A 26,882-nucleotide genomic window follows, 5' to 3' on the forward strand; every position below is an offset into this window, starting at 1 on the left:
GGAAATCGGTTTCCCGCCGCTGACCTGCGTACTCGGCAGTCCTCTCGCGATTTCTCGCGGGGAATGAGGAAAGACACGAGGGGTTGCGAAAAAAGCCGTGCATATTCGTTGCGGGCGCGGGAATTCGGGAACAAGGAGTTGTATAAGCAGTCCGGCCACGGGCCCCGCCGCGCCGTGCCGCCCTGGTTGTTGGGTACGGTTTCCCCGGGCACCCCCAGGGTGCCGACGTACCGTCAGGCGTGACGCCGGGGGCCGCGGGCGGGTGTGTCGCTGGTCCGCCGAACGAGTGAGGCGGGCGAGAATGAACGAATGCAGACAATCGTACGAGCCCGGACGGGGTGGGGCAGTGAACAGCCACGACGTCACTGATGAGCAGTGGGAAGGGCTCGCCCAGGTCGTACCGCTGCGCAGCAGCGACGCCTGGCCGTCCTGGCCGGGACACAGCGCGCTCCCGGACGCGGAGGCCGCCTCGCGCCGGCGCTTCGTCGTCCTGCGCGTGAACGTCTTCGCGGACGCGCGGGAGGTCGCGGAGACGCTGATGGCGCAGATCCCCGTCCTGCTCGACCTCAGCGGCGCCGAGAGCGAGACCGCTAAGCGCGTACTGGACTTCAGCAGCGGCGTGGTCTTCGGCCTGGGCAGCGGTATGCACCGCGTCGACCGCAACGTCTTCCTGCTCGCGCCTCCCGGCACCGAGGTGCAGAGCCTGGTGGAGGGCGTGCGGGGCACCGGCACGATCGGCTGAGGCCGCCGTCCGACAGGGACGGGGCGTACGAGGGGGAAGCCTCCGGCGAAACGGTTCTTCCACGGGACGCCGTCCGCGATGACGAGCCGCGCCGTTCCGCCCCGCCCGGCGGCTGTACGCGGGGCGCGCACCGTCCGGAGCTTGCGCACCGCGCGCAGCACAGAGCGGGCGAACCCCATGCAGCAACGCTCCTCGCTCGTCAACCGTACGTAGCACGAAGGCAACCGCCGCGCGCGGGTGTCCGTGTCCCGCACAGCGGGCCCGTACCGCCGGGGGACGGGGGCCATGCGCTGAGGGGAAAGGCTCGTGTGCCCTTCGGCCGGGCGAGGGCGTCGGGCGCGTGGCGGCCGGGGTTTCGCCCGGTGGGGTGGGGGGCCTTTTCCGCGCGTCCCCCGATGGTGGGAAGCCGCCCGGGGCGAAACGGTTCGTCGCGGAGTCTCCCGCCTATCTTCCGCACATGCCTCCCACCTCAGGTCCCGGTCCCGCCGCGCAGGACACCGAGACATCCCCCGCCGCCCCGCCCGGCACGCACGATCCGCAAGCGCCGACCGCCGCGCGCGTGCCCGGTCAGGCGGGCCGTGCCGACCGGGGCGCGGACACCACACCCCGGCCGCACCTGACCGAACTCCGGCTCTCCGCCTACGCCGGGCACCGCGCCGCCGTCCTGCGCCTCGGCCCCGTCACCCTCCTCACCGGGCCGAGCGGCGGCGGCAAGTCGACCGCGCTCGCCGCCTGCGCGGCCCTCGCCGCGCTCGGCAACGGCTCTTCGCTCGCCGAGGCGTTCCCCGAACCGCACGCCGCTGTCCCCGAGACCGCGCGCCCGGACCCGCAGCGGCGACGCGGCTTCCGCATCGGCTGCGTCTCCGACGGCCCCGCCGGACCCGTACGCCTCGACCTCGCGGTGCAGGCGGAGCCCGAACTGCGCGTCGTGGGCGAACGCCTCAGCGGCGACGGCGTCGTCTACCTCGAAACCGCCCTGCGTGATCCCGCCCGCCGCACCGTGCAGGCCGCCTGGCACACGGCGGGCAACTCCGCCGTCACCCGCGCCCCGCTTCCCGACGACCTCCTCGGCACCACGCTCCTGCCGCTGCGCGTCGCGGGCCGTACGAAGGAGCAACGAAACGTTCTCGCGGCGGCCGAGCAGACCGTCCTCGCCCTGCGCAGCCTCTTCCCGTGCACCGCCGATCCCACGGCCATGCGCCCGCCCGCCTTTGGCGGTGGCGGCCTGCTGCGCCGCGACTGCGCCAACCTCGCAGAGGTGCTGCACCGCGCGGCGCGCGAGTGCCGTACGCGGTACGGGCTCCTGGAGGCGGCGGTGCGGGAGGGCTGCGCGGGCCCTGTCGAGGGCCTCACGACCGAGCTGATGCCCGGCGGCGGCGTCGCGGCGCGACTGCTGCGTCCCGAGGGCCCCGGCACCCCGCTGTCGCGCCTCGGTGACGGCGAACTGCGGTACCTGGCCATGGCCTTGGTGCTTTTCACCGGGCCCGGCGTGCTCGACGTGGACCCGGCGAGCGAGGTGCCCGGCGCGCTTCAGACGCTCACCGTCCTCGCGGACGACTTCGACCGCCACCTCGACGAACACCAGGTCGCCCTGCTCCTGGACCTGGCGGCGCGGATGGCCGCACGCGGCCACATCCGCCTCCTCGGCGCGCTCTCCCGTCCGCCCGCACCGGCGGAGGGCTCGCCAGGCGGGCCGCGAGGAGCGTTCCCCGGCGTGCGGCTCGTGGAAGTGGGCCGGACAGGACGTGGTACACCGGAGCAGTGACGAGTCAGACACCCCCGCCCGGGGCACCGGAAGCCGCTTGGGACACCGCCCTCCAGGAGTTGCGCGAGCGCCTCGGCGCCTTCGCCGCCGCCCGCGACTGGGAGCAGTACCACACCCCGAAGAACCTCGCGGCGGCGCTCAGCGTCGAGACCTCGGAACTCCTGGAGATCTTCCAGTGGCTGACCCCCGAGCAGTCGGCGGCCGTCCTGGACGACCCCGCGACGGGCTTCCGCGTCCACGACGAAGTCGCTGACGTCCTCGCCTACCTCCTCCAGTTCTGTGACGTCCTGGGCATCGATCCGGTGCGGGCGCTGCACGCGAAGATCGACAGGAACGAGCAGAGGTTTCCCGTGGGAGAGAGCGGCTGAAACGAAAATCTCGTCACTCTTCGGAGTGAGCCGTTGTGCGACTTCCTCCAAGTTATCCACAGATTCGCCGTGATGGCTTCCTGTGCCTCCCTCCCTCCAGCACGCTGAGTAGTGAACCGGCAAGGGATGGACGGCGGGGGACGGAACGATGGACGCGACACGGCTCGTGGTGGTGACGGCGGCGGCGCTCGGCGCGGCACGCACGGAGACGGAGGTGGTACGGGAGGCATGGCAGGCCGGGGCGCTGGCCCGCGCGGTCGGGGGCGTCCTCGCGGCGACGGGCCCGCCGGCCCAGCGCGCCGGGGCCCGCGGGCTCCAGGAGACCGGTGACACCGGAGCTCCGCCCTGCCTCCGACCCCGCGCGGACCGCCTCACCTCGGTCGCCGACCCGCCGCGTGCGCTCGACGCCCTGGACACGCTCCTCGGGGAGGCGGTCCACGCCCTGATCCCCCTCGCCGCCGCGGCGGCGGAGAGCGGCACGTACGCGGACTGCATGGAAACGATCGAGGCGCTGAGCAACTGCCGGGACGCGGTGGGCATCCTGCGGGCGCTGTGGGCGGAGGCGACGGAAGAAGCCGCGCGGGAAAACCGGTCGACAGCGGGAGCGGTGATCCGGGACGCTGCGCGCGATGACGAGAATCAATGACACACCACCCGCGTGGGACGACCGCACCCAGCTCACCACTTTCCTCGACTACGCGCGCGACACCGCCCGCGCAAAGTGCGAGGGCGTCTCCCCGGAGCACGCCCGCACGGCACTCCTGCCAGGCTCGCCGCTGATGACGATGAGCGGGCTGATCAACCACCTGCGGTGGGTCGAGTACTACTGGTTCCAGGTGGTCTTCCTCGGCGAGGAGGACGAGGGGCCCTGGACCGACGAGGACCCCGACCGCGAAATGCGCACAGCCGTCGACTTCCCGCTCCCGCGACTGCTCGGCGCGTACGCGGACCAGAGCGCCCGCTACCGCGAACTGGTCGCGGGCAGCCCACTGGACAAGCGCGCCCAGCGCCCCGTGCGCGACGGCCTCCATGTGGACCTGCGTTGGATCCTCCTGCACCTCACCGAGGAGACGGCCCGCCATAACGGCCACTTGGACATCCTGCGCGAACTGCTGGACGGGACGAAGGGGGCGTAAGGGCGGGCGGCCCTGCACACGGCACTGCGGCGTGCGGGGCGCGTCCTCGGAGAGGGGGGCCGGGCGAGGCGGCAGGTGGGACGGGGCGCCGGGCGCACGACCTCGCGGCCGACCCTCGGCCGCCCGGTCCGGCTGCGGGGGCGGCGGCGTGGCAACGTCTGTGGTGGGGGGTGAGGGGGCGGTCCTCCGATGGGGGAGAGGTCCGGTCCGCACGCAGGGCAGCATTCCGGCCGGGGCCATCTTGGCGCCAGGCCGGCTGCTCTTCGGGCTGTCGTCGGTCGCCGCATAGGGTGCTGTCGCGCGGGCGTGCCCGTGCTTCGCGCCGAAAGGTCTCGGGCACCCCCGGTCTCGTCTCCGCACGCCGCACCACCAGGAGGAACCGGTGTCGTACCCGCGGCCGCTCACCCCTGAGCAGCGGCTCTCCAACGCGAAGGAGTTGCTGGGCCTCCCGCGGATTGTCGCGATCTGCGGCTCCACCCGCTTCATGACCGAGATGAACGAGGCCGACCTGCGGGAGACCGCGGCCGGAAGGATCGTCGTCAAACCGGGCTGCGACATGAAGTCGCCGCACGCACTCTGGTCCGATCCCGTCGAGGCCGAGGCGCTGAAGGCCCGACTCGACGCCCTGCACCGGGCGAAGATCCGCCTCGCCGACGAGGTACTCGTGGTCGGCGACTACATCGGGGACAGCACCCGGGCCGAGATCGCCTACGCGCGGTCGCTGGGCAAGCCCGTGCGGTTCACGCACCCCCAAGTGGACCCTGACGCCTGATCGCTCGCATCCTCCGAGGGGGAGCCGCCGTCGCGCCATGCCGGGCGGCCTCGCTCCGGGCCGTGCCGGTGTGCGGGCCCTCGGTCCGGGGAGTCACGTTGCCCGCCCGCCGAGGGGTGAACGCTTCGGAGTGTGGGGAAGGGCAGGGCATGTCGTCGGTTCTCGGAGTCCGGGGGTGGTCGCGTTGCGGTGGAGGGGGTCGCGGGTGGCTCTTGTGGTCGGTGTGCTCGTGGTCGGTGCTGCCTGCGGGAGTCCGGAGGGGGACGCTGGGGACGCGGAGGCTCTGCGGGAGCGGGCACGGCGGGTCGGGGCGGCCTGGGAAGGTTCCGAGGCGGCGGCCTCTTGGCGTGCGGGCTACCACCCGGTCAGCGGTGCGGTGCGCCCGCCGCGCGGGGGATGGCACGGCGGGGACGACCAACGTGCCTATGAGAAGGGAGCGTTCGTGGTGCGGGGGAAGCTGCCCCGTACCGGCGCGAAGAAGGCCCGGGTCGCGTGGGCGGGGCAGGCGCCGGTCGTCCGGCCGCTCGTGGCGGCCCGGGACGCGTACGCGGCGATGGCCTTCGGTCCTCACGGCGGCGGGAGGCCGCACCTCACCGTGACGGGGGCGCGGCTGGGCACGATGACGGTCGCGACCCCGCGCGGCCCGGCCGCGGTCCCGGCCTGGCTCTTCGCCCTGGACGGCTACGACACCCCGCTCCGGCGGGCCGCCGCGACCCCCTCGCCCGCTCCCCGTTCCCCGATCGCCCCCACCCGCTCCGTACCCGGCCAGCGGGTGGACCGGCTCACCGGGGTCGGCGCGGACGGGCGGGCGGTCACCGTGCTCGCCTCACACGGGGCCTGCGACGACGGCCCGCGCGTGGCGGTCCTGGAGACGCGGGACGGCGTCGTGCTGTCCGGCTCCGTGGCGAAGGCGCGGCACACCGGCCTGTGCACGAAGCAGTCGAAGCTCACCCCGGTCCGCGTACGGCTCAAGCGGCCCCTGGACGGCCGGGTCGTGCTCGACGCGCTCACCGGCGCGCCGGTCCCGTACAAGGAGACTGCTGCGGGCTGAGCCCCTATCGGGGGGCGCCCCCGGAGCCGGACCGTCGCGTGAGGCCGAGGCCGATCCGGTCGTACACGGACGTCAGCGGTTTACGGACACCGCGGTCGTGAGTCGGTGATCACGGTCGCGAGTCGGTGATTCCCCGGCCCCGCCCCGGAGAAGGACGGCCGGGTGCCCCGGGCACCTCCCTTCGGCGCGCGGGGATTTTCACCCGACCGGGGAAGAGGGCCGGGTGGGGTGCGGGGCGGCCGGCGCGGGAGCGAGGAGGCAGGATGGGAGGCATGGATCTGCGAATTTTCACCGAGCCCCAGCAGGGCGCCACGTACGACACACTCCTCACCGTCGCGAAGGCGACCGAGGACCTCGGCTTCGACGCGTTCTTCCGCAGCGACCACTATCTCCACATGGGCGGCGACGGCCTCCCCGGTCCCACCGACGCCTGGATCACCCTCGCGGGACTCGCCCGCGAGACGAAGCGGATCCGTCTCGGGACGCTCATGACCGCCGCGACCTTCCGGCTCCCCGGCGTCCTCGCGATCGAGGTCGCGCAGGTGGACCAGATGTCCGGCGGGCGCGTCGAACTCGGCATCGGCGCGGGCTGGTTCGAGGAGGAGCACAAGGCGTACGGCATTCCGTTCCCGAAGGACAAGTTCTCGCGCCTGGAGGAGCAGCTCGCCATCGTCACGGGGCTGTGGGAGACCAAGCCGGGCGACACGTTCAGCTACGAGGGCCGCCACTACCAGCTGGAGAACTCCCCGGCCCGCCCGAAGCCCGCGCAGTCGCGGGTGCCGGTGCTCATCGGCGGGTTCGGCGCGAGCCGTACGCCGAAGCTCGCGGCGCGGTACGCGGACGAGTTCAACGTGCCGTTCGGCTCGATCGAGGACACCGAGCGGCAGTTCGGCCGGGTGCGGGCGGCGGCGAGCGAGGCGGGCCGCAGCCCCGAGGAGCTGGTCTACTCGAACGCGCTCGTCGCCTGCGTCGGCGCGAACGACGCCGAGGTGGCGCGTCGCGCGGCGGCGATCGGCCGCGAGGTCGACGAGCTGAAGCAGAACGGGCTCGCCGGCACCCCCGCCGAAGTGGTGGACCGCATCGGCCAGTACGCCGCGGCCGGCTCCCAGCGGATCTACTTCCAGATCCTGGACCTGGACGACCTCGACCACCTGGAACTCATCTCCTCGCAGGTGCAGAGCCAGCTGAGCTGAGCCCGAGCGCGGACCTGAGCGGGGCGGGCACGGACTGAGCGGGCCGGGGGCGGGCCTGAGCGGGCACGGGTCCGAGCGGGTGGGCCCTGCCCGAACAGAGGGCCCGGCGGGCGGTGCGGTGGTGCGCCCCCGGCCGGCGCCGCCCGCCCGGTCCCGGCCCCCGCCGCGCCGCTCCGGCCCGTTCAGCCCGCCCGCCCCGGCCAAGCCCGCTCGGACCCGGCACCGCCCCCGCCCCCACCCCTGCCGTCCACCTCGTGGCGTGACGGGTGCGGGGGGCGCCGGGCGGACAAGATGACAGGCATGGCCTTCCACGTCGATTCCGAGACCGGCCGGCTGCGGCGCGTCGTCCTGCACCGCCCCGGCCTCGAACTCAAACGACTGACCCCCAGCAACAAGGACGCGCTCCTCTTCGACGACGTGCTGTGGGTGCGCCGCGCGAAGGAGGAGCACGACGCCTTCGCCGCCGTGTTGCGCGAACGCGGTGTCGTGGTGCACCTCTTCGCCGACCTGCTGCGCGAGACGCTGGCGCTCCCCGCCGCGCGGCGGCTCGTCCTCGACCGCGTCTTCGACGACAAGGAGTACGGCCCGCTCGCCACCGACCGGCTGCGCGCCTCCTTCGACGCGCTCGGCGAGGACGAGCTGACCGAGGCGCTCATCGGCGGCATGACCAAGCGCGAGTACCTGGAGCGCTGGCCCGAGCCCGTCTCGGTGGGTTTCCACGTCATGGAGCCCGACGACTTCCTCCTCGGCCCGCTGCCCAACCACCTCTTCACGCGCGACTCCTCCGCGTGGATCTACGACGGTGTCTCCATCAACGCCATGCGCTGGCCCGCCCGGCAGCGCGAGACCGTCCACGTCGAGGCGATCTACCGGCACCACCCGCTCTTCACCGGGCCCGAGGCCGGGGACTTCCGCATGTGGTCCGAGGGGCAGCCCGACTACCCGTCCACGATCGAGGGCGGCGACGTCCTCGTCCTCGGCAACGGGGCGGTCCTCATCGGCATGAGCGAGCGCACGACGCCGCAAGCCGTCGAGATGCTCGCCACGAAACTCTTCGCCGCCGGGTCCGCGCGCACCATCGTCGCGCTCGACCTGCCCAAGCGGCGCGCCTTCATGCACCTCGACACCGTCATGACGATGGTCGACGGCGACACCTTCACGCAGTACGCGGGCCTCGGCGACCTCCGCTCGTACACCATCGAGCAGGGCGCGGGCCCGCGCGACCTGAAGGTCAGCGACCACTCGCCCGAGCACATGCACCGCGCGCTCGCCGCCGCGCTCGGCCTGGACTCCGTACGGGTGCTCACGGCGACGCAGGACGTGCACGCCGCCGAGCGGGAGCAGTGGGACGACGGCTGCAACGTGCTCGCCGTGGAACCGGGCGTCGTGCTCGCCTACGAGCGCAACGCGACGACCAACACGTACCTGCGCAAGCAGGGGATCGAGGTCGTGGAGATCCCGGGCAGCGAGCTGGGGCGGGGGAGGGGCGGGCCGCGGTGCATGAGCTGCCCGCTGGAGCGGGACGCGGTGTGAGCGGCGTCATGGACGACCGGCTCCCCGCCCTTCCGGGCGTATAGAAATTCCTGATAGCGTATACACTTCCATTCCGTCCTCGTCGCCTCCGTACCTCCCCGTACGCGGCACCCCGGGAGCGCTCCTCATGGCCCACGACGCGATCGACCTCAGCGGCCGTCACTTCCTCAAGGAACTGGACTTCGGCGCGGCCGAGTTCCGTTCGCTGATCGATCTCGCCGCGCGCCTCAAGGCCGCCAAGCGGGCCGGTACGGAGGTGCCGCGCCTGCGCGGCAGGAACATCGCCCTGATCTTCGAGAAGACCTCGACCCGCACGCGCGCCGCCTTCGAGGTCGCCGCGGCCGACCAGGGCGCCCATACGACGTACCTCGACCCGGCGGGCTCGCAGATCGGGCACAAGGAGTCGGCGAAGGACACGGCGCGGGTGCTCGGGCGGATGTACGACGCGATCGAGTACCGGGGCGACGCGCAGGACGTCGTCGAGTCGATAGCGGCGCACGCCGGGGTACCGGTCTACAACGGGCTCACCGACGCGTGGCACCCCACCCAGATGCTCGCCGACGTGCTCACGATGACCGAGCACAGCGCCCGGCCGCTCCACGAGCTCTCCTTCGCCTACCTCGGCGACGCCCGCTTCAACATGGGCAACTCCTACCTGATCACCGGCGCCCTGCTCGGCATGGACGTCCGTATCGTCGCCCCCGAGGCGTACTGGCCGGCCGCCGGGATCGTCGCGAAGGCGCGGGAGCTGGCGAAGGAGAGCGGCGCGCGCGTCACGCTCACCGAGGACGTCGCGGAGGGCGTGGGGGGCGCGGACTTCGTCGTGACCGACGTGTGGGTCTCGATGGGCGAGCCGGCGGAGGTCTGGGGCGAGCGGATCGCGGCGCTGCGGCCGTACGCGGTGACGATGGACGTCCTGCGCGCGACGGGGAACCCGGACGTCAAGTTCCTGCACTGCCTTCCCGCCTTCCACGACCTCGGCACGGGGGTGGGGCGGCGTATCCACGACGAGTTCGGGCTGGACTCGCTCGAAGTCACCGACGAGGTGTTCGAGTCCGCGCACTCGGTCGTCTTCGACGAGGCCGAGAACCGGCTCCACACCATCAAGGCGGTGCTGGTCGCGACGCTGGCGGGGCCGGGGCGGGTGGCGGCGGACGAACCGCACGAAGGCTGAGGCGGGGGCGGTGGCCCGGGGCCGGTGCGCGGCCTCGCCCACTGCCGGGGCGGTGTCTCGGGGCCCCGCTCATCAGACGCCGGAGGGGCTGATTCATGCGGGCCGGTGCCCGCTGCGGCCTCCCGGGTGCTCAGGCTCCGGCCGGGGTGGTGCGCGGGGGTGTGGTTTCCGGGTGGCGGGGGAGCGGGACCGCGGGTGCGGCCGGGGCCGCCAGGCGGAACCAGACCGCTTTGCCCCAGTCCGTGGGGCGGTGGCCGCAGGCGGCGGCCAGGGCGCGGATGAGGAGCAGGCCGCGACCGCCCTCGGCGAGCGGGTCGGGCGCTTCCAGCGGTACGGGGGAGCTGAGGTCGCCCGGAGGGGCCGGGTCGCCGTCCAGGACCTCGACCTGGCAGTGGCTCGCGAGCAGCTCCACGTACAGCTCGATCGGCCCGCAGCCCTCGGTGTGCTCGACGGCGTTGGCGACCAGCTCGGCGGTGAGCAGTTCGGCCGTGTCCTGGTCGGGCCCGGCCAGCGCCTCGCGGACGAGCGCGCGGGCGAGCGGGACGGCCTGCGGGCTGTGCGGCAGCGTGCGGTGCCATGAGCGTATGGCGGCGGTATCCGGCACGACGAGGTTCCGTTTCGGGTGGTGCGGGGGACGCGGGCGCGGGGAGGTGCCCGGGGGGACGTCTCTCTCCACCATACGAAGCCGCGCGCGAAACCGTGTCGCCCGGTCCCCGGACCGCTCGACGCCCCGCCCCGCAGCCCCTCAGCGTTGCGCGCCGCTCCCCGTCCGCGCCGTGTCCGTCTCCTCGTGCGGCGAGGTGTACGTACTGCCCCGGCCGCCGCCGACGATCCCCGCCACCAGGAAGAGCACGAGCAGCCACTTCCCGGCCGTGGGGAGAAGCAGCGGGCGCGTCGGCGAGTGGCGCTCCAGCGGGTCGGTCACGCCGGGCTCGTCGCCGAAGAACCGCTTCGGGTAGGCGGGGGTGAGCAGCAGCCAGTACGCGACGGTGCGCAGGTGGTAGCGCAGGGCCGCGACGCTCGCCCCGTGCAGCGCGAGCGGCATCCGGCCGAGCACGAGCGTGATCAGCCACCAGATCAGCCCCAGCGTCCACCAGCCGCTCGTCACGAGCGAGGCGATGATCCACGCCGGGATGATCAGGATGATCCGGAAGAGGACCGCGAGCCGGTTCAAGTGCGTGGGCCGGTTCTCGAAGCGCACCGGGTATCCGGTGGCGTGGAAGAGCGCGAAGGGCGGGTAGCGGTCCACGAGCAGCATCGCGGACGCGCCCACGCGGGCCTCGTACGCGAGGTACGCCGCGAGGAAGCGGAAGACCGGGTCCGGCAGCCGCCCCAGCACGAGCGCGGCGAACCACCCGGCGATCGCCGTGAAGAAGGCGGCGAGGGAGAGGACGAACAGCACGACGGCGTGCGGCACGAGGAGCAGCAGCCGCAGCAGCACCGTCCACCGCCGTTGCCGCCCCGGGCCGGGCAGATCGAGCGCGGGCAGCCACTCGAAGGCGCTCTCGGGCGGGTACGGATCCGTCCCCTCTCCCCAGCCGCCCTGCCCCGAGGCGCCGCCGGGCCCGCCCGGACCAGCGGAGGAACCGCCCTGCCCGCCCGGGCCCCCGGAGGAACCGCCGGGCCCGCCGCCCGGGCCCCCCGGGCCGTCCCCGTACGGACCGCCCTCGCCCTGCGCCATCGCGGGCTCCTCTCGCGCGAAGCCGCGCCACCGCCCCGGCGGCGCGTTGCCTCCACGCTTGGCGGCCCGCGCGGGCCCCGCAATCCGGGTGACCCGTCCGGCTCAGCCCGCAGGAGGGGCCGGGGGCCGCACGATCAGCGCGAGGCCGTGCGCGGCGGTGAAGAAGGGGCGGACCGTCGCGGTGCCGTGCGCGGGGTGCGGGACCGCGACGCCGGGATAGCGGTCGGTGTGCTTGCGGTCGGTGCCGTCGCCCGTGACGCGGCCGAGCGGGACCGGTGCCTCTCCGCGCCCCGGGGGGTGGAGCTCCAGGTCCCACACCTCCTTCGGGTCCTCCTCGCCCTCCAGCGGCACGTCTCCCGCGCGGGGGAGCGGGAGGGCGAAGCGGAAGGCGCCGTCCCGCACGCCCTCGCCGGTCACCGGGACCTCGAAGGACCGGCCGCACCCGCGCGCCAGCGCCCTGACCACCGCGCCCTCGGCATCGGCGCCGGCGGGAGCCAGGAACCGCGCCTCGACCTCGACGTGCTCCGCGTCGAGCCGCACCTCGGTGACCTCCGCGTGCCGGGGCCGCGCCCAGGCCCGCACCGCGAGGAAGCCGTCGTTCGTCGTGTACGGCACCCGCGAGCGCAGCCCCTCGGCGTCGACCAGCGGCGGGTCACCGAGCAGCGCGGCCTGCTCGGTGCGGACCGCGCGCAGCCGGACGCGCGCGGACTCGTCGGCGTCGCGCGGCACCACGAAGCAGTCCCAGCGGCCCTCGGCGAGCGGGTGCGCGGCGGCGGGGAGCACGGCCTCCGTTCCGTCGAGCGGCACCCGTACGGAACGTCGTTCCGGGTCTTTGCGCAGGCGTACGAGCAGGTCGAGCGGGCCCTCGGGCAGCCCGTCGGGCTCCACGGCGAAGGAGAGCGCGCCGCCGGGCAGCGCGCGGGCCACCGCGTGCGGCGGCCGGGCGGGCGCGGGCTCGGCGGGCGCGGCCGGGGGACGGGGACGCAGGAGCGCGCGGAGGGCGGCGAGCGGGCCGCGGCGGCGTCTGCCCGCCCCGAGCCGGGTGAGCAGGTCCTCGTACTCCCGCGCGATCCGCTCGGGCGCGTAGCGGGCGGCGCGCTCGCGGCCGCGCGCGCCGAGCTTGGCGCGCAGCCCCGGGTCGCCCATGAGGTCGCGCAGCGCGGCGGCGTAGGCGGCGACCCGGTCGTCCTCGTCGCCGTCGAGCGGGACGAGCACCCCGGTGTCGTGGTGGCTGATGATCTCCCCCGGCCCGTAGGGGCAGTCGGTCGCGAGCACGGGCACGCCGCAGTGCATCGCCTCGACGAGGGTGAGCCCGAAGGACTCGCGGTCCGAGGAGACGGAGGCGATCGAGCCCTTGACCCATTCGGTCTCCAGGGGCGAGGCCGGGCCCATGAGGCGGGCCCGCTCGTAGATGCCCAGTTCGTCGACGAGGGCGCGCAGCCGCGCCTTGTCGGGGCCGCGCCCGTACAGCCGCAGGCTCCACTCGGGGAAGGAGGGCGCGGCGGCGGCGAAGGCGCGCAGGAGGCGGTCGTAGCGCTTGACGGCGACGAGCCGCCCCGCCGCGATGATCACGGGCGACGTGAGCGCGGCGGGCCCGACGGCCGGGGCGGGGACGGCGTTCGGGACGCACAGGATCTCGGCGCGGGCACCGGGGAGCGCGGCCCGGTACTGGGCGGCGTCGGCCTCGGAGACGGTGACGAAGGCGTCGAGAGAGGCGAGGGCCGCGTTCTGGTCGGTGCGCAGCTGCTCGCTGTGCGCGTCCATCGACAAGTGCTCCTGGCCGACGCGGACGAGCCCGGGGCGGCCGTGGCGGGCGAGGTAGCCGTTGAGGATGGGGCGCGTGGCGATGACCGCGTCGGCGTCGGTGCCGTCGAGCCAGGCGGCGACGCGCGCGTCGTGCAGCGCGGTGTAGCACAGCCTGCCGAAGTCCACCCCCGCGTCGGGGAAGACGGTGTTCGGGCGCTGGGCGAGCGGGTCCTCACCCGCGTAGCCCTCGGCGTCCTCGCGCATGTCGAGCAGGGCGTGCAGGCGTACGCGCGGGTCGAAGGCGAGATCGGGGCGGTCCGAGGGGCGGTGCACGCTCATGACCTCGACGGCGTGCCCGCGCCCGGCGAGCGCGGCGGAGAGGTTCGCGACGGCGCGGACGGTGCCGCCGATGCCGTAGGCGTTGTGGATCAGCAGGGCGATTTTCATGGCGGAGGGTCCTTGGGCCTGGGGCCTCGGGGGCCTGGGGGCGACGCCGGGAAGGCGGTGCATTGCCCTGAGGTGCCAGGTGATGACCCTGTGCGCGGGCTATGTCCATATGCGGAGTTCACCGGAAGGCAGTCAAGCGGCTTCGGTGGGTGAGCGGCAGGGTGACGCGAAAGGTTCGGCAAGGACCGGATTCGTTCGCTGAACGGAACGAGCGTTCGAATGTTTTCCTCGCGCGAGGGACGCAGGGGGTTCGCGGGCCGCTGGGGGCGCGCGGGGTGCGGGACACGCGGTGCGTGCGAGGGCTTGTGCGGACGGGAATGCGCGGTGCGTGGGTCGCGTGCGCCGGTCCGTGCGAGTGGTGCGCCGGTTGCCGATCTTCACCTCCCGCCGCAGCATGGAAACCCTGGCGCGAGGCGAACGGGTGGGCAGCACCCGGTACGCCGGCTTTCGACACTGGAGGACCCGATGGCCCCCTACTTCGAGAACAACGGCGACCGCCTCGTACCGGACGCGCTCCAGGGCTTCGCGCGCGCCCACGCGGACCTGCTCTCGCTCGACGCCGAGCACGGCTTCCTGCTCGCGCGTGACACGGCGCCGGGACGCAGGGTCGGCCTGGTCTCCGGCGGGGGCGCGGGGCACGAGCCGCTGCACGCGGGGTTCGTGGGCCCGGGGATGCTCGACGTGGCCGTGCCGGGACGGGTCTTCGCCTCGCCGCACAACCGCCAGGTGTACGCCGCCTCGCGCGCCGGAGCGCGCGCGGACGGGGTCCTGCACCTCGTGAAGAACTACACCGGCGACCGCATCAACTTCGGCATCGCCGCCGAACGCCTCGCCCACGACGGCATCGCCTGCGCGCGGGTCCTGATCGACGACGACCTCGCCTCGGACGCCGAGGAGATCGCGGCGGGACGGCGCGGTACCGGCGGCACGGTGCTCCTGGAGAAAGTGCTCGGCGCGGCGGCCGACGAGGGTCTCGGTCTCGACGACCTCGCGGCCCTCGGCGCCGGCCTCGCGGCCCGCTGCCGCTCCCTCGCCGTCGCCTCGGCCTCGCACACCGCGCCGACGACGGGCGAGCGGGCCTTCGAACTCGGGGACGGCGAACTGGAGTACGGCGTCGGCATCCACGGAGAGCGCGCGGGCCGCACGGTGCCGCGCGGCGAGCTGACGCCGCTCATCGAGCGGATGACGGGCGAACTGCTCGCGGCGCTCGACCCGGGCGCCGGCAGCGAGGCGATCGTCCTCGTCAACGGGCTCGGCTCGGTGACACCCCTGGAGCTGTACGGGGTCTACGGCGAGGTCGCGCGCCACCTGGACGCGCAAGGCGTGCGCCCTGCGCGCAGCCTCGTCGGAAACTACGTGACGGCCCTCGACATGCGCGGCTTCTCGGTGAGCTTCCTGCTCGCCGACGAGGAGACCCTGCGCCGCTGGGACGCCCCGGTGCGGACGGCCGCACTGCGGTGGTGACACGGGCCGCGGGTGTGGTGCGGTCACGAGGAGAGGGAGTGGTGTCGTGACGGAGCGAGCCATCGCAGGGACGGGCCCCGAACCGGACGCGGACGGCTGGATGCGCCGCTTCGCCGCTTCCGCGCGGGCCACGGAGGCCGAACTGACCGCGCTCGACCAGCGGGTGGGGGACGGCGACTTCGGCACGAACCTGAGCGCGGGCGTCGCTGCCGCGCTGCGCCGCGCCGACGCCGCCCCCGCCACGGACACGCTGGAGCACTTCGCCGAGGCGTTCCTCGACGAGGTCGGCGGGACGAGCGGCCCCCTCTTCGGGCTGCTGCTCCAGGAGATGGCGGAGGCGGTGGGCGACGGGGGCTGGACGGTCGTCGCGCTCTGCGAGGGTGTGGGCGAAGGCCTGGCGGCGATACGCCGCGTGGGGGGTGCGGCCCCGGGCGACAAAACCCTGGTCGACGCCCTCCACCCGGCGGCCGAGTCCCTGAAGGAGAGCGCCGCCGACCCCGGCCGGACGCCGGGCGAGGCCCTGGCCGCCGCCGCCGAGGCCGCCTGGGCCGGAGTCCACCGCACGGCGGGGCTCCGCGCCCGCATGGGCCGCTCCAGCTACCTCGGCGACAGGGCGACAGGCGTGCCGGACCCGGGAGCGGTGGGCGTGGCGCTCTTCTTCGCCTCGGCGGGGGGCGAGGTACGGGAGCTCGCTCCCCACCTCGACTCCTCCGGGGGCTGAGAAGCGGGATCCGGGGCGGGCCCCCGGGCCGGGGTGCGGGGCGGGGCCCCCGGGCCGGGGTGCGGGGCGGGGCCCCCGGGCCGGGGTGCGGGGCGGAGCCGCGCCGGGCTCAGGGCCGCGTCTCCTGGCCCTCCGTCACATGCGCCCGCACCCACGCCATCAGCACCGGTGCGTCCAGCGCCGGTACCCACAGGTGCGCCCGTTCCGCCTCCGCCGGTCGCGGCCCCACTCCGAGCACCCGCAACCCGGCGGCCCGCGCCGCCGCCACGCCCGTGAGCGTGTCCTCGACGGCGAGGGCGCGGTCGGGCTCGACGCCGAGGAGTTCCGCGCCTTTGCGGTACACGTCCGGCTCCGGTTTCGCCCGTACCTCCGCGTCCGGCACCACGACGTGCCGGAAGTGGCCGAGCAGCCCGGCCCGTCCGAGCGAGGTCTCGACGACCTCCCGGGGGCAGTTGCTCGCCACCGCGAGCGGCAGCCGCTCGGCGAGCGCGCGCACGAAGGCGCCCGCGCCCGGCATGAGGACGGGGTCGGCGGCGGCGAGCGCGGTGAAGCGGCGCAGGAGTTCAGCCGTCAGTTCCTCGGCCAGCTCGGGCTTTCCGGCCTCCTCGGCCATGAGCCGCCCGCAGTCGGCGTAGTGGAGGCCGAGGGCGCGCGCGGCGAAGCCGGGGGACGGCCGCAGGCCGAGTGTGGCGAGTGTGGCGACCCTGGCCTCGTGCCAGTGCCGCTCGGAGTCGACGAGGGTGCCGTCGCAGTCGAGTACGGCGGCCTCGGGGGTCCAGGAGAGCAGGGGGTGCGTGAAGTCGTTCATGGCGCTGCGCTTTCTGAGAGGGGACGGTGCGCGACGGTGTCGCGCGAACGGGGAGAAAGCGGGACGAAAAGGGTGCACGGGAGCCAAGGGAGCCGCACGGCGCTCGCGAGGCGCGGGTGCGGATGAGTCAGGCGGTGATGACGGGGAAGGCGCGTGGCCGGACACCGGGGACCGGTGCCGGTGAGGGCGCGTTTCCGGGACGGACGACGAGGCGGGGCGCGCTGGGTCGGCGCGCCTCAGGCGGCTCTCGTGCAAAACATCATGCGCACTACGTTATTTCCGCGCACGAATCCGCCGCAATCGCCCGTAGTTGCGGTTGTGTGTGCGAAGCGCTCGTCCGGGGGAGGTGGCGAAGGGGTTTCGGGTATTCCGTGAAAGGTGTCAACGGGGCGGTCACGCAGTTGAGTTGGCCGCGCGTGCGGCTCTCGGCGAGGTGATCGGGAAGCTGCGGGGGAGCGGGCGGGAAGCCGCGCGCAATCACCCGGAAGCGTGCATGCCCGAAAGAAAGAAACAATTTTTGGGCGCGAGCGGTCCGTTCGTATTCCCGGCGTGCGCGGGCGCATTAGATTTCCCGGTTGTCACAACCATGTTGAGCGAAGGTGGACAGCACATTGCAGGAAAGGGCGCAGGCGACCCGGAGAAAGGTGCTGGAAGCGGCGGCCGACCTCTTCGCCACCCGCGGCTACGCCGCGACGAGCATCAACGACATAAGCGCCAGGTCCGGCCGGACCAGCGGAGCCGTCTACTTCCACTACACGAACAAGGAGGGGGTCGCCCTCGCCGTCGTCCGGGACCGGTTCGCCGACTGGGGCCATCTGCGGTCCAGGTACACGGCACGTGACGTGTGTCCCCTGGAGAACCTGGTCGGGCTCAGTTTCGCCGTCGCGGGCAGCCTCGCCGAGGACCCGGTGGCCCGCGCCGGGGCCCGGCTGTGGGCCGAGCGCGCCACGATCGCGGCCCCGCTCCCGGACCCCTTCGGCGCCTGGACCTTCGGAGCCACCAGGCTGCTCGCGAGGGCCCGTCAGCGCGGCACGCTCAGCCCGGGCGTGAGTCCGGCCCGGACCGCTCCCGCGCTGGTCCGGGCCTTCTACGGCGTCTCCGTCCTCACCGCCCCGCTCGACGCGCACGAGGACGCGGGCCCCGGCAGGGGCGAGGGGAGGCGGCGGGGGCAGATCGTCGCCGAGCGGCTGTACGAATGGTGGCGCCTCGTCCTTCCCGCGCTGTACGTGCGGCGGGGCGACCCCGGCCTCCTGGAGCGCGCCGCGCGGGCCGCCACCGAGCCCGACCACCCCCTCGCGGAGCACGCCTGAACGCTCCCTCCGGGCCCCGCGCCCGACGACTCCGCGCCGACGGCGGTACCGGGCCACCGGCTCGGCACCGAGCCTCCCGGCCCCGTACCGGACCGCCGGCCCCGTACCCGCCCCTCGCGCGGACTTCCGTCCGTGTGCCTCGCTCGCTCAGCCCTCGGTCGTCCCCGGGGCCACGCGGCCGCGCCGGAGGGGCTCGCCCGCCTGGTGCAGGTGCGCCAGCGCCTCCTTGTACGAGCGCAGCAGCCCCGTCTCGTGGTACGGGATGCCGAGTTCGGCGCAGTACGCGCGGACGAGGGGCCGGGCGCGGCGCAGGTGCGGGGTCGGCATGCTCGGGAAGAGGTGGTGCTCGATCTGGTAGTTGAGGCCGCCGAGGGCGAGGTCGGTGACGAGCCCGCCGCGCACGTTGCGCGAGGTGAGGACCTGACGGCGCAGGAAATCGGGCCGCTTGTCGCCGGTCAGCGTCGGCATCCCCTTGTGGTTGGGCGCGAAGGTGGAGCCGAGGTAGACGCCGAAGAGCGCCTGGTGCACGAAGAGGAAGGCGACCGCCTTCCCGGGCGGGAGCACGAGGAAGAGCGCCGCGAGGTACCCCGTCAGGTGCGCGAGGAGCAGCGCCCCCTCCAGGACCCGCTGCTTCGTCTCCGGCCTGCGCAGCGCCCGCACGCTCGACACGTGGAGGTTGAAGCCCTCCAGCGTCAGCAGCGGGAAGAACAGCGCCGCCTGGTGGCCGCCGATGAGCCGGGCGATGCCCTTGCTGTGCCGCGCCTGCTCCTTCGACCACACGAGGATGTCCGGGGCGACGTCCGGGTCCAGCTCCTCGTGGTTCGGGTTGGCGTGGTGGCGGGTGTGCTTGTTCATCCACCAGCCGTAGCTCATGCCGATGCCGAGGTTCCCGAAGAGCCGCCCGCCGATCTCGCTGGGCCGCCGGGTACGGAACACCTGGCGGTGAGCCAAGTCGTGGGCCACCAGGGCGACCTGACCGAAGATGAGGGCGAGGAAGGCGGCCACGGCGAGCTGCCACCAGGAGTCGCCGAGCAGCGCGAAGGCCGTCCAGCCGCCCGTGAGGGCCGCCGTGACGAGGCCGAGCCGCACGGTGTAGTAGCCGGGACGCCGGTCGAGCAGCCCGGCCGCGCTGACGCGCTGGGCGAGGCGGGCGAAATCGCTGCCGCCGCTCCGGTCACCTGCGCCGTGCGGCGCGGGCACCGGACGGGGTGCGAGAGGAGTCGTCGTCATGGGACGAGTCTTCGCGCCACGGGCTCCGCGTGGCAGCCTGCTGACGCCCGGACCGCGCCGGGTGCCACCCGGTGACGGGGCCGGGGGCTAACCCCCGTGAGTCCTTCGTGACCTGCGCGGACTGGCGGAGCAGGGAGTGAGGGGGCGCCCGGTGGCGCCTGCCGGGGGCGGGTTCCGTACCCACATAAGGTTAGGCTAGCCTTCGTGGCGTGAAACCAGCTGAACGAGCGCTCACCCTCCCCCGTACGCGGGGCCACGGCCTCACCGCGACGGGCGTCTGCGTGGCCTACGACCGTGCGGAGGTCCTCCGCGACGCCGCCCTGTCGCTGCGCCCCGGCGAGGTCACCGCGCTCGTGGGACCCAACGGCAGCGGGAAGTCGACCCTCCTGCGCACCCTCGCCCGTCTCCAGCGCGCCCGCGCCGGGCAGGTGCGCCTGGAGGAGGACGGCACCGACCACGTCGACGCCCTCGCCCTCGCCCCCAAGCAGTTCGCGCGCCGCGTCGCGCTGCTGACCCAGCAGCGCCCCACGCCCGGCGGGCTGCGGGTGCGCGACGTCGTCGAGTTCGGCCGCTACCCGTACCAGGGCCGCTGGGGCGGCACCGACCCCGAGGGCGCGGCGGCCATCGAGCGCGCGATGCGACTGACCGGCGTCGGGGACCTGGCCGAGCGGGCCGTCGAGCAGCTCTCGGGCGGTCAGCTCCAGCGCGTCTGGCTGGCCGGTTGCCTCGCCCAGGAGACCGGCGTCCTCCTCCTGGACGAGCCCACCACCTACCTCGACCTGCGCTACCAGGTCGAACTCCTCGACCTCGTGCGGGACCTGGCCGACGAGCACGCGATCGCCGTCGGCGTCGTCCTGCACGACCTCGACCAGGCCGCCGCCGTCGCCGACCGCATCGCGCTGCTGTGCGACGGACGCGTCGTCGCGGACGGCACCCCCGAGGAGGTGCTCCTGTCCGAGCGCCTCACCGAGGTCTACGGCATCCGCGTCGAGGTCGACACCGACCCCCTCACCGGACGGCCGCGCACCCGCGCGATAGGCCGCCACAGCACGAGAAGCGAAAGGCTCCACCCCACGCCATGAGACGACTCCTCCTCGCCACGGCCGCGGCGGCCACCGCCGCGATGACCCTCGCCGCCTGCGGCTCCTCGGAGCCCGCGAAGGACGAGCCCGCCTCCCAGGGTTCGGCCGCCGCCCCGAAGGTCTCCGTGACCGACGACAAGGGCAGGAAGATCACCCTCGACGGTCCCGCCAAACGGATCGTCACCACCGAGTGGAATGTGACCGAGGCCGCCCTGACCCTCGGCGTCACGCCGGTCGGCGTCGCCGACGTCAAGGGCTACCGCACCTGGGACAAGGCCGCCCCGCTCGGGGACGGCGCCAAGGACATCGGTATGCGCGGCGAGCCCAGCATGGACACCGTCGCGGCGCTCCAGCCGGACGTCATCGTCGCGACGTCCGACCTCAAGCCCGCCGCGGTCAAGCAACTCCGCAAGATCGCCCCGGTCCTGGAGGTCGACTCGGCGGTCGGCGGCGCGCAGCTCAAGACCGTCGACCGCACCCTCGACCTCGTCGCCGAGGCCACCGGCACGACCGACAAGGCCACCACGGTCAAGAAGGACTTCCGCGCCAAGATCGCCGAGGGCAGGAAGGCGCTCGCCGCCGCCGGGGCCGACAAGCGCGGGATCGCCTTCGCCGACGGCTGGGCCACCGGCAACCAGGTCTCGGTGCGCCCCTTCACCGGCGACTCCTTCCTCGGCGAGATCAACACCGAGCTGGGCCTCAAGAACGCCTGGAAGCTCAAGGGCGACAAGGCGTACGGCCTCGCCTCGACCGACGTCGAGGGCCTCACCAAGCTCGGCGACGTCGACTTCGTCTACATCGCCTCGGACGCGAACGGCGGCGACCCGTTCGCCAAGCTCGCCAAGGACTCCGTGTGGAAGTCGTTGCCGTTCGTCAAGAACGACCACGTCCACCGCCTGGACGACGGCATCTGGCAGTTCGGCGGCACCGCCTCCGGCAGCGCCTACGTGGACAGCCTCGTCGCCTCGCTCACCAAGTGACCCGCCCGGCGGCCCGCCGCACCTGACGGACCGCCGCTCCCACGGCCCCCGGGGACCCGCGTCCCCCGGGGCCGCCCGGCGTGACGGCGTGCGGCGCGGTGCGGGGCGTCCGCGCCCGTACCGCCGCGGCAACCCCCGCTGGAGCGCCCCCGCCCTTTCCCTCCCTCCCCAGACGTGACGAAACAAGGCTCATGACCGCGACTGCAACGCGCCCTCCCGTCCAGGAGTCCACCGTCCCCGCGCACCGCGGGGGCGCGGCGGCCCTCACGCTGGGGCTCCTCCTCGTCGTCGTGGCCTTCGCCGTCATCGACATCGCGCAGGGCACCTCGGACGTCGGCCTCTTGGACGTGTGGCACGCGGCGACCGGCGACGGCGACCACACCTCCGCCTCCGTCGTCGCCGCCTCGCGCCTGCCGCGCGCGGTCGCCGGGCTCGTCGTCGGGCTCGCCCTCGGCGCCGCGGGGCGCGCGCTCCAGACGATGAGCCGCAACGTCCTCGCGTCCCCGGACACGCTCGCGGTCAACGCCGGTTCGTACCTCGCTCTCGCGCTCTTCGCGGTCACCGGTGTCTCGGTCCCCCTCCTCGCCTCCTCCGGCGTCGCCTTCGTCGGCGCGCTCGCCGCCTCCGCCGTCGTCCTCGGCGTCTCCGGACTCGGCACGGGCACGGTCCGCCTCGTCCTCGCCGGCACCGCGCTGGCCCTCGGCCTCTCCGCCGTCACGCAGTCCCTCCTCCTGCTCTTCCCGCAGGAGACCGAGGGGCTGTTCCAGTGGAACCAGGGCTCCATCGCGCAGAACGGCTTCGACGGCATCCTCCAGATGCTCCCCGTCATCGCCGTCGCGCTCCTCGGCCTCCTCCTCGTCTCGCGCCGCCTCGACGCCCTCGCGCTCGGCGACGACGCGGCACGCGGTCTCGGTGTCTCCGTGGGACGTACGCGGCTGACCGTCGTCGTGCTCACCGCGCTGCTGGCCGCCGCCGCCGTCACGCTCACCGGGCCGCTCGGGTACGCGGGCCTGTGCGCCCCGGCGCTCGTCCGTCCCCTCGTCGCGCGCTACAAGGGCTTCGCGAGGACCCGCGCGAACATCCCGCTCGCGGGCCTCGTCGGCGCCGGGCTCGTCCTCGGCTCGGACGTCCTGCTCCGCACCTTCGTCACCGCCGACCGCTCCACCGGCATCCCGACGGGCACCGTCACGAGCCTGCTCGGCGCGGTCTTCCTCGTCGTCATGGCGGTACGGCTCAAGGAGGGCGGCGACGCGCGGGAGCCGGAGCGCACGCGCATCCCCGGCCGGGCCGCGTACCTCGTGACCCTGGCCGTCATCGGCGCCGTGCTCGTCGGCCTCGTCCTCGCGGGGGCCCTCCTCGGCGACCACGTGCTCCTCCTCGGCGACCTCGCCCACTGGGCCACGGGCCGCGCGGGCTCCGCGGTCTCCTTCGTCCTCGACACCCGCGTCCCGCGTGTCCTCTCCGCGCTCCTCGCCGGGGCCGCCCTCGCCCTCTCCGGCACCCTGGTCCAGGCCGTGACCCGCAACCCGCTCGCCGAACCGAGCGTGCTCGGTGTCTCGGGAGGCGGCGCGCTCGGCGCCGTCCTCGCGACGACCGCCGCGACGGGCATCGGAACGTGGGGCATCGCGGGCGCCGCCTTCGCGGGCTCCGCGGCGGCGGCCGCGCTCGTCTTCGGGCTCGCCGCGCGGGGCGGCTTCCGGCAGAACCGCGTGATCCTCGTCGGCATCGGGGTCTCGGCGGCGACGACCGCGCTCATCGGCCTGGTCATCGTCCTGACCGACCCCTTCAACGCGACCAAGGCCCTGACCTGGCTCTCCGGTTCGACGTACGGGCGCGAGCTGCCCGACCTGCTGCCGGTCGGCCTCGCGCTCCTGCTGGGCGGCGGCGTCGCGGTGGCTCACCGCCGTGACCTCGACCTCGTCTCGGTCGACGACGACACGCCCCGGCTGCTCGGACTGCCGCTCCCGCCGCGGCGGCTCCTGCTGCTCGGCACGGCGGTCGTCCTGACGGCGACGGCCGTCGCGGCGGCCGGGACGATCGGCTTCGTCGGGCTCGTCGCGCCGCACGCGGCGCGGGCGCTGGTGGGGCGGCGGCACGCGCGCGTCCTGCCGACAGCCGTGCTCCTGGGGGCGTGTCTCGTGACGCTGGCCGACACGCTCGGGCGGACGGTGATCGCGCCCGCGCAGTTGGGAGCCGGGTTGATGACGTCGCTGGTGGGGACGCCGTACTTCATCTACCTGCTGGTGCGGACCCGGCGGTGACGGGGCGCGGCCTCGCACCCGTCTGCTCGGTGCGGGATTCGCCCCCCGCCGGTTCGGTGCGGGACTCGCCCCCGCCGGCTCCTCCCGGAGCGGGCCCCGCGGGCTCAGGGGCGGTCGGGGCCCGTGGACTCCTGGGGGGACGGGAGGTCCGGAGGGCCGGGGAGGGACGGGGGGTCCGGCGCGTGATGGTCGGGGAGCGGGGACGGGGCCCGCAACCGCGGGCCCTCCGGGAGGAGTTCGTAGGTCCCGGGCGGGTCGAGGTCGTAGGTCGCGCTGCTCCCCGTACCCGAGAGGACCGCCTCCTCCTCCGCCTCCGACAGCGCGATGCTCCTCTCCTCCGCCGGGGTCACCGCGACCGCGCGCTCCTCCGCCGGGGAGAGCGCGATGGCCCGTTCCTCCGCGTCCGACAGACCTATGCCGTCCTCGTCGTCACCCATCACGGCCTCCTCCGTCCCTTTTCGTATATCCCGTGACCAGACTGTGAACCCCGTGTTGACCGGTGTCACCCGTTCCGGTTAGGTTCGTGCGGTACGGCTCCCGCGCCCCCGCGCACGGGCCCGCGACCGTAGGCGTTAACGTCAGTCAACGCGCTTCCAGCTTCCTGCCCAGCACGACACGGCAGGGGCGGCGCGTCGGCGTACCGCGGACCGTTGCCCCGCCGGGAAACGGAGCCCTTCCGGTGGTCGACAGCGCTCACCAGCCCACCGAGAGCACCGAGGACGAACCGCCCGGTTCCGCCCCCGTCCCCGCGCAGCGCCGCCGACGCTTCACCGTCGACACGACCCCGCTCCGCATCAAGCCCTTCCGCCGCCTGTGGTCGTCCACGGTCGTCACCGCGATCGGCAGCCAGCTCACGGCCGTCGCCGTCCCGCTCCAGATCTACGACGACACCGGGTCCTCCGCCCTCGTCGGCGTCGCGGGCGCCGTCGCGCTCGTCCCGCTCGTCGTCTTCGCGCTGTGGGGCGGCGCCATCGCCGACCTGCGCGACCGCCGCACACTGCTCCTCTTCAGCAACGCGGGCATCGCCGTCACCTCGCTCCTCTTCTGGGCGCAGGCGGCGCTCGGGACGCACTCGGTCGCGGTCCTGTTCGTCCTCCTCGCCTTCCAGCAGGCGCTGTTCGGCATCAACGCCCCCACCCGCACCGCCTCCGTCGCCCGCCTCGTCCCCGAGGCCCAGCTCCCCGCCGCGACCGCGCTCACCTCCACCGTGGCCCAGTTCGGCCAGATCCTCGGCCCGCTGCTCGCCGGGGCGCTCGCCCCCGTCCTCGGCATCTCGACGCTCTACCTCGTCGACACGCTCGCCCTCGTCATCGCCCTGTGGGCGGTGTGGAAGCTCCCGCCGCTGCCGCCCCTCAAGGCCGCCGCGCGCCGCGCGGGCCTCAAGGACGTCTTCGACGGCTTCCGGTACCTCTGGCCGCGCAAGCTCCTCCTCGTCTCCTTCGTCGCCGACATCGCGGCCATGGTCCTGGGGATGCCCCGCGCGCTCTTCCCGGAGATGGCCGACACGTACTTCGGCGGCGACGCCGCGCTCGGCGTGCTCTACGCGGCGCTGCCCGTCGGCGCCCTCCTGTGCGGCGTCTTCTCCGGGCTCTACTCGCACATCCGCCGCCACGGCGTGATGGTCGTCCTCGCGGTCGCCGCCTGGGGCCTCGCCGTCGCGGGGCTCGGGCTCGCGCGCTCCCTGTGGCTCGCCGCGCTCATGCTCGCGCTCGCCGGAGCCGCCGACATGATCTCGATGGTCTTCCGCGGCGTCATCCTCCAGTCGGAGGCCACCGACGAGATGCGCGGCCGGATGCAGGGCGTCTTCACCGTGGTCGTCGCCGGAGGGCCGCGCCTCGCCGACCTGCTCCACGGCACGGTGGGCGAGGCGGTCGGCGCGCGGGGCGCGACGGTGGGCGGCGGGCTCCTCGTCGTCGTCGCGGTGGGCCTCCTCGCCGTCGTCGTCCCCGCCTTCTGGCGGTACGTGCCGGTCGCGGCCCGGCGCGAGTGAGCCGGGCGCCCGCCCGGTCCCGCGCCGCGTTCTCCGTTGCCCGCGCCGAATTTTCTGTGCCGTTCCTGTGAAGGAAGCGTTTTCGCGGGTACGCGGGCCGCGTCCCGTCGCCTTGACGGGGCGTCACGAGACGGCCGGCAGCGGACCGGCGGAAGGGCGGGACCATGACGACGAGGCGGACGCGGACCACGGCGGCGCTCGGGATGCTGTGCGCGGGAGCGCTCGCGCTCTCGGCGTGCGGGAACTCGGACGACGCGGACGAGGCGTTCAAGGGGCAGAAGGCCGACGACATCGCGGCGAAGGCCGTCGCCGCCACCGACAAGGCCCCCTCCGTCCACCTCAAGGGCACCGCGCACGTCAAGGGCGGCAACGTCGTCGAGATCGACATACGCGTCGACGACAAGGGCCACTGCACCGGCACGATGAGCGGCGACGGCGCCACGGCGGAACTGCTGCGCGACGGCGGCGACATCCTGATCAAGGGTGACAAGAAGTTCTGGACCAACTCCACCAAGGCGAGCGGTGGTTCCGGCGGTCAGGGGGCCCAGATCGCCGACAAGCTCGCGGGCAAGTGGGTCAAGGCGCCCGCGAACAGCGGCGACGCCTCGCTCTGCGACAAGAAGACCTTCCTCGCCTCCATGGACCAGGACAAGTCCGAGCGCCAGGGTCTCAAGCGGGGCGGCACGAGCGAGGTCGACGGCAAGGACGCGCTGGCGCTCAAGAAGGAGAAGGGCGGCAAGCGCCTCACGATGCACGTGGCCACCGAGGGCGAGCCGTACATCCTGCGCACCGAGACGAAGGGCTCCGAGCCCAACGACATGACCTTCTCCGAGTACGGCAAGAAGGTCGAGGTGCAGAAGCCCGCCGACGACGAGATCGTGGACCCCGCCAACCTCAAGGCGTGAGCCGGTACGGGCCGGGGGCCGCGTGCCCCCGGCCCGGCGCGTGCCCCCTCCCCGCGCGCCCCCCTTCGCTCCCGTGCTCCTGCGTGTCGCGTGTCCCTTCCCCGGCGCGGTCGTTGCTCTGTACGCCGGAACCGCTCCCGCCCCGCGCGGGACCTCGGGTCCGGCGCGGTTCGCGGTCCGGCGCGGGAGTGCCGGAGGAGGAGGGGGCGAATGGCTGGCTGGATCACGGCCGGGGTCATGGCGGCCACGGCGTTCTGCCCGTTGCCGGGCTACACAGGCGGGACCTCGGTGCTCATCGAGGGCGGCCCGGTGGGGGGACACCTCGTCGTCTGCACCGGACACGCGTGGGTCGAAATCAACGGGCACCACCATCACCACCATCACCACCCGCCCCGGCCCACCCCGCCCCCACCTCCCACCCCGCCGCCACCCCCTGAGCCCACCCCCACACCACCACCTCCCACGCCCCAGCCGCCGGAGCCCACGCCCAAACCCCCGGCGCCCACCCCGCCCCCCCCGCCGA

The 26,882-nt window shown here is 74.1% G+C and carries 25 protein-coding genes; 19 read left to right on the forward strand and 6 right to left on the reverse strand.

The features are described 5' to 3' along the window. The first annotated feature begins 346 nt into the window (after positions 1-346). The 10 genes from IF99_RS0114515 to argF all read left to right on the forward strand — a co-directional run bounded on the left by IF99_RS0114515 (position 347) and on the right by argF (position 9,734). Complete coding sequence (locus tag IF99_RS0114515) at positions 347-742, forward strand: cell division protein SepF (RefSeq protein WP_007820996.1); 396 nt, start codon at positions 347-349, stop codon at positions 740-742. Positions 743-1,199: 457 nt separating this feature from the next. Next, the gene (locus tag IF99_RS0114520; RefSeq protein ID WP_037826931.1) at positions 1,200-2,507 is read left to right on the forward strand and encodes a hypothetical protein; all 1,308 of its coding nucleotides are present in this window, start codon (positions 1,200-1,202) and stop codon (positions 2,505-2,507) included. Beyond that, on the forward strand, positions 2,504-2,875 hold the full coding sequence (locus IF99_RS0114525; RefSeq protein ID WP_234340699.1) for a nucleotide pyrophosphohydrolase: 372 nt from the start codon (positions 2,504-2,506) through the stop codon (positions 2,873-2,875). The genes IF99_RS0114520 and IF99_RS0114525 overlap by 4 nt, the downstream gene beginning before the upstream one ends. A gap of 148 nt (positions 2,876-3,023) precedes the next feature. Continuing rightward, positions 3,024-3,521, forward strand: coding sequence for a DUF6099 family protein (locus tag IF99_RS0114530; RefSeq protein WP_234340700.1), 498 nt, complete (start codon positions 3,024-3,026; stop codon positions 3,519-3,521). After that, positions 3,505-4,011, forward strand: a complete 507-nt coding sequence (locus tag IF99_RS0114535; RefSeq protein ID WP_030996886.1) for a DinB family protein — start codon at positions 3,505-3,507, stop codon at positions 4,009-4,011. The genes IF99_RS0114530 and IF99_RS0114535 overlap by 17 nt, the downstream gene beginning before the upstream one ends. 382 nt (positions 4,012-4,393) lie before the next feature. Next, positions 4,394-4,783: a hypothetical protein gene (locus tag IF99_RS0114540; RefSeq protein WP_030996887.1), complete on the forward strand. Its 390-nt coding sequence runs from the start codon at positions 4,394-4,396 to the stop codon at positions 4,781-4,783. A gap of 442 nt (positions 4,784-5,225) precedes the next feature. Further along, on the forward strand, positions 5,226-5,834 hold the full coding sequence (locus tag IF99_RS0114545) for a hypothetical protein (RefSeq protein WP_234340701.1): 609 nt from the start codon (positions 5,226-5,228) through the stop codon (positions 5,832-5,834). Between the two features lie 272 nt (positions 5,835-6,106). Then, positions 6,107-7,027 carry an LLM class F420-dependent oxidoreductase gene (locus IF99_RS0114550; protein ID WP_030996889.1) on the forward strand — a complete coding sequence of 307 codons (921 nt, stop codon included), beginning with the start codon at positions 6,107-6,109 and terminating at the stop codon, positions 7,025-7,027. 300 nt (positions 7,028-7,327) lie between these two features. Further along, on the forward strand, positions 7,328-8,560 hold the full coding sequence (locus IF99_RS0114555; RefSeq protein WP_030996890.1) for an arginine deiminase: 1,233 nt from the start codon (positions 7,328-7,330) through the stop codon (positions 8,558-8,560). Positions 8,561-8,687: 127 nt separating this feature from the next. After that, positions 8,688-9,734, forward strand: coding sequence for an ornithine carbamoyltransferase (argF, locus tag IF99_RS0114560; protein ID WP_030996891.1), 1,047 nt, complete (start codon positions 8,688-8,690; stop codon positions 9,732-9,734). Between the two features lie 130 nt (positions 9,735-9,864). On the opposite strand, the gene IF99_RS0114565 is transcribed toward argF, so the two are convergent. The 3 genes from IF99_RS0114565 to IF99_RS0114575 form a co-directional block, all read right to left on the reverse strand. After that, positions 9,865-10,413: an ATP-binding protein gene (locus IF99_RS0114565; protein WP_078655094.1), complete on the reverse strand. Its 549-nt coding sequence runs from the start codon at positions 10,411-10,413 to the stop codon at positions 9,865-9,867. Positions 10,414-10,479: 66 nt separating this feature from the next. Further along, the gene (locus tag IF99_RS0114570; RefSeq protein WP_030996893.1) at positions 10,480-11,175 is read right to left on the reverse strand and encodes a DUF4389 domain-containing protein; all 696 of its coding nucleotides are present in this window, start codon (positions 11,173-11,175) and stop codon (positions 10,480-10,482) included. 342 nt (positions 11,176-11,517) lie between these two features. After that, entirely contained in the window at positions 11,518-13,608 is a 2,091-nt protein-coding gene (locus IF99_RS0114575; protein WP_030996894.1) for a glycosyltransferase, read from the reverse strand. A gap of 465 nt (positions 13,609-14,073) precedes the next feature. Between IF99_RS0114575 and IF99_RS0114580 the strand changes: the two genes are divergently transcribed. Together IF99_RS0114580 and dhaL are read left to right on the forward strand one after the other, a co-directional pair. After that, positions 14,074-15,072: a dihydroxyacetone kinase subunit DhaK gene (locus IF99_RS0114580; protein ID WP_030996895.1), complete on the forward strand. Its 999-nt coding sequence runs from the start codon at positions 14,074-14,076 to the stop codon at positions 15,070-15,072. Between the two features lie 100 nt (positions 15,073-15,172). Then, positions 15,173-15,793: a dihydroxyacetone kinase subunit DhaL gene (gene dhaL / locus IF99_RS0114585; protein WP_051703502.1), complete on the forward strand. Its 621-nt coding sequence runs from the start codon at positions 15,173-15,175 to the stop codon at positions 15,791-15,793. A 109-nt stretch (positions 15,794-15,902) separates the two neighbouring features. On the opposite strand, the gene IF99_RS0114590 is transcribed toward dhaL, so the two are convergent. After that, positions 15,903-16,601 carry an HAD family hydrolase gene (locus IF99_RS0114590; protein WP_030996897.1) on the reverse strand — a complete coding sequence of 233 codons (699 nt, stop codon included), beginning with the start codon at positions 16,599-16,601 and terminating at the stop codon, positions 15,903-15,905. A 644-nt stretch (positions 16,602-17,245) separates the two neighbouring features. Between IF99_RS0114590 and IF99_RS0114595 the strand changes: the two genes are divergently transcribed. Further along, the gene (locus tag IF99_RS0114595) at positions 17,246-17,911 is read left to right on the forward strand and encodes a ScbR family autoregulator-binding transcription factor (protein ID WP_030996898.1); all 666 of its coding nucleotides are present in this window, start codon (positions 17,246-17,248) and stop codon (positions 17,909-17,911) included. A gap of 147 nt (positions 17,912-18,058) precedes the next feature. Here the strand turns inward: IF99_RS0114595 and IF99_RS0114600 are convergent, their stop codons facing one another. Beyond that, on the reverse strand, positions 18,059-19,141 hold the full coding sequence (locus IF99_RS0114600; protein ID WP_030996899.1) for a fatty acid desaturase family protein: 1,083 nt from the start codon (positions 19,139-19,141) through the stop codon (positions 18,059-18,061). Between the two features lie 209 nt (positions 19,142-19,350). On the opposite strand from IF99_RS0114600, the gene IF99_RS0114605 reads away from it, so the two are divergent. From IF99_RS0114605 to IF99_RS0114615, 3 genes are all read left to right on the forward strand, one after another. Next, positions 19,351-20,223: an ABC transporter ATP-binding protein gene (locus IF99_RS0114605; protein WP_199806498.1), complete on the forward strand. Its 873-nt coding sequence runs from the start codon at positions 19,351-19,353 to the stop codon at positions 20,221-20,223. Next, positions 20,220-21,203, forward strand: a complete 984-nt coding sequence (locus tag IF99_RS0114610; protein ID WP_030996901.1) for an iron-siderophore ABC transporter substrate-binding protein — start codon at positions 20,220-20,222, stop codon at positions 21,201-21,203. Before IF99_RS0114605 ends, IF99_RS0114610 begins: the two co-directional genes overlap by 4 nt. A gap of 191 nt (positions 21,204-21,394) precedes the next feature. After that, positions 21,395-23,464, forward strand: a complete 2,070-nt coding sequence (locus tag IF99_RS0114615) for an iron ABC transporter permease (protein WP_030996902.1) — start codon at positions 21,395-21,397, stop codon at positions 23,462-23,464. Between the two features lie 104 nt (positions 23,465-23,568). Here the strand turns inward: IF99_RS0114615 and IF99_RS35470 are convergent, their stop codons facing one another. Then, entirely contained in the window at positions 23,569-23,901 is a 333-nt protein-coding gene (locus IF99_RS35470) for a hypothetical protein (RefSeq protein ID WP_267882243.1), read from the reverse strand. Positions 23,902-24,143: 242 nt separating this feature from the next. Between IF99_RS35470 and IF99_RS0114625 the strand changes: the two genes are divergently transcribed. The 3 genes from IF99_RS0114625 to IF99_RS34925 all read left to right on the forward strand — a co-directional run. Next, positions 24,144-25,454 carry an MFS transporter gene (locus IF99_RS0114625; RefSeq protein ID WP_030996904.1) on the forward strand — a complete coding sequence of 437 codons (1,311 nt, stop codon included), beginning with the start codon at positions 24,144-24,146 and terminating at the stop codon, positions 25,452-25,454. Positions 25,455-25,618: 164 nt separating this feature from the next. Further along, positions 25,619-26,359, forward strand: coding sequence for a hypothetical protein (locus IF99_RS0114630; RefSeq protein ID WP_030996905.1), 741 nt, complete (start codon positions 25,619-25,621; stop codon positions 26,357-26,359). Between the two features lie 210 nt (positions 26,360-26,569). Next, on the forward strand, positions 26,570-26,882 hold a 313-nt coding region (locus IF99_RS34925), incomplete at its 3' end, for a hypothetical protein (RefSeq protein WP_234340703.1).

The organism is Streptomyces sp. NRRL F-5630 (genome assembly GCF_000719475.1).
Taxonomy (GTDB): Bacteria; Actinomycetota; Actinomycetes; order Streptomycetales; family Streptomycetaceae; genus Streptomyces.